Genomic DNA, 2,349 nt, shown 5'->3' with positions numbered 1-2,349 from the left:
ACCCTGCCCACTCCCCTCCCAAACCCTCCCCACAAGGGGGAGGGCTTAACCCGGACGCGCCCTCTCGGTTTTTTGCCGGACGGGCGGCCGGCGGCATGCTGGTCTCCCCCCTTGTGGGGGAGATGCCCGGCAGGGCAGAGGGGGCGGGTTTGCTCGGGGCCAGCGGAGCGCCTTCGCCCCGTCAGAACTCCTCCCAGCCCGGACCGGCGCCGCCACCACCACCGCCGCCGACACTCAGGCCGCCGGCGGAGAACAGTTCTTCCAGGTTGAGGAAGCAGATCATCTGGTCCTGGTGGGTCAGGATGCCCTCGACGAATTGCGTCGCCTGTCCGGCATTCGAGGGCACCGGCTGCAGGCTGGTCGCGGGCACGGTGAGGATGTCGGACACACCTTCGACCAGCAGGCCCATGGTCATGCCGTTGACGTCGGTGACGATGATGGCGCTGCGCTCGGAGGCTTCGGTGCCGGCCATGCCGAGCTTGGCGGCGAGATCGATGACCGGGATGACCATGCCGCGCAGGTTGATGACGCCGAGCACCTCATAGGGCGCATGCGGCATCGGCGTGACCGGCACCCAGCCGCGGATCTCGCGGATCGAGCGTGTCTTGACGCAGAAGGACTGGTCGTTCAGCCGAAAGGCGATGATTTCCAGCGAACCGTCGATGTGGGCATTGATGTTCACGCAGGCGTCCTCGCGACGGGGATAAATCAGGCTCTCCTTGTTTAGCGGGCAAAGCTTTCGCAGGGCTGGCGGGGGGACGGGGCACCGCGGTGCCGGCGGCGGCTCCGGCCTTCCCTCTTCTCGCCAGCGGGGAGACGTGCCGAGCGCCCTTCGACAGGCTCAGGACGAGGCGATGAGGGGGCTGCCCGGGACAGCTTTTGCGCTTCGCGCCCCCCTCATCCGGCCCTGCGGGCCACCTTCTCCCCGCTGGGGAGAAGAGGTGCCTTGCCTCGGACGCCGCGCTTTCCCTCTACCGCCCCCTTAAGCCTCTCCCGAAAACGCCGGCCAGCCAATGATCGAGCGAGGCGTGGCCGGGGCCGCGGGCGAGGATGAGGAGGAGGCAGACGGCCCAGGTGCCGTGGGTCGGCCAGGCGCCGGGATAGACGAAGACCTGGATGACCAGCGTCATCACCAGCAGTGCCGCCGCCGAAAACCGGCTGGCAAAGCCGACCACCAGCAGCGCGGGAAAGACATGCTCGGCGATCGTCGCCAGATGCGCGGCGATAAAGGGGGAGATGAGCGGCAGGCGGAACTCGTTTTCGAACAGATAGAGCGCGCTGTCGGAGACCTTGAAACCGTCGAGCTTGGTCTGGCCGGACTGAAAGAACACCCCGGCAATCGAGAGGCGCGCGACGAGCGCGATCAGGTCGTGCGGGATGCGCTCGGCAAGGCCGATGGCGCCGTCGATTGCCCTGAGGGCCGGATGCCGCGCGGAGGACGGCGTCATTGGCGTGGCCCCGGTCGCCGGCGCCGGCCTCGTGCGGGCCGTCGTCGGGGGCGGCGCCATCGCCACGCCTGCGGCCGCCGGGCGGCCCGATGCCGAAGCCGTCGTGTCGGCAGGCGTCATCGCGGGTGACGGAGCCGGGCTGAAAGCCGGTCCTGGCGTGAATTTTGGGGCGAGATCCTGGGGCATGATGCTTTCCTCCCTAAAAGGCGAGCTGAACAAAGGCGCCGGTGGTAATCAGCGCGGCGAGGCTGGCGGCAAGGTCGAAGGCCGGCGCTTGGGCGAAGGCGCTTTCCGCCGCCGCGCCAAGCGTCAGCCCGGTGGAAAGGGCGCAGAAGAAGGCGCCGCCGCCGGGCGGCAGGGGGTGGACATCCACCGTCATGTGCGGCCGGACGATCAGCGCATCCTCGCCCACCCAGTCCCTGATCGGCGCAAGCGGCAGCGCGCCGGCATTCATCGCCCATAGGGTGACGACCGGATGGGGCGAGCGGAGGATGGAGAGGGACGGATGGGGTTCGAGCACGAGATCGGCCAGCCGTTCCGGCGGCACGGCGGCGAGATCGGCGGCGGTGAGCGGTGCGGCATCGGCGGCGTGATAGGCAAAGGAGCGGGCCGCCTCCAGCCGGATCACGTCGGGCAGGTAGGCAAGCCCGGCCGCCGGCGCGAAGCCTTCGACGAATTCGGCGAAATCGTCGCCATAGGCGAGAAGCAGCGGCGAGCGCGGCGGATGGGCGGCGACGAAGGCGCTCGCCATGGCGGCGAAGAAGTCCGGCCCGACGATCGCCTCGGTTGCCGGGAAGCGCGCGGCGAGCGCGCCGGTCAGGCCGACGCGGACATTGTTGCGGTAGACGCCGAAGCGGCGCGTCGGGCGGTTCCCGGTCCAGGCCGTCAGTCCCTCGGGCAC

General features: G+C 69.6%; 3 protein-coding genes. All 3 read right to left on the bottom strand.

Annotated features, from left to right (window positions below):
• Positions 1 to 181: 181 nt before the first annotated feature.
• Complete coding sequence (locus DYZ14_RS23960; protein ID WP_154722932.1) at positions 182 to 682, bottom strand: chemotaxis protein CheW; 501 nt, start codon at positions 680 to 682, stop codon at positions 182 to 184.
• A gap of 289 nt (positions 683 to 971) precedes the next feature.
• On the bottom strand, positions 972 to 1,634 hold the full coding sequence (locus DYZ14_RS23955; RefSeq protein ID WP_445292619.1) for a DoxX family membrane protein: 663 nt from the start codon (positions 1,632 to 1,634) through the stop codon (positions 972 to 974).
• A gap of 13 nt (positions 1,635 to 1,647) precedes the next feature.
• On the bottom strand, positions 1,648 to 2,349 hold a 702-nt coding region (locus DYZ14_RS23950), incomplete at its 5' end, for an HvfC/BufC N-terminal domain-containing protein (protein ID WP_154722931.1).

The sequence above is a fragment of the Ciceribacter sp. T2.26MG-112.2 genome, from assembly GCF_900492205.1.
Taxonomy (GTDB): Bacteria; Pseudomonadota; Alphaproteobacteria; order Rhizobiales; family Rhizobiaceae; genus Allorhizobium; species Allorhizobium naphthalenivorans_A.
The sequence above is the reverse complement of the archived record's forward strand: the minus strand, read 5'-3'. Positions and strand labels throughout refer to the sequence as shown.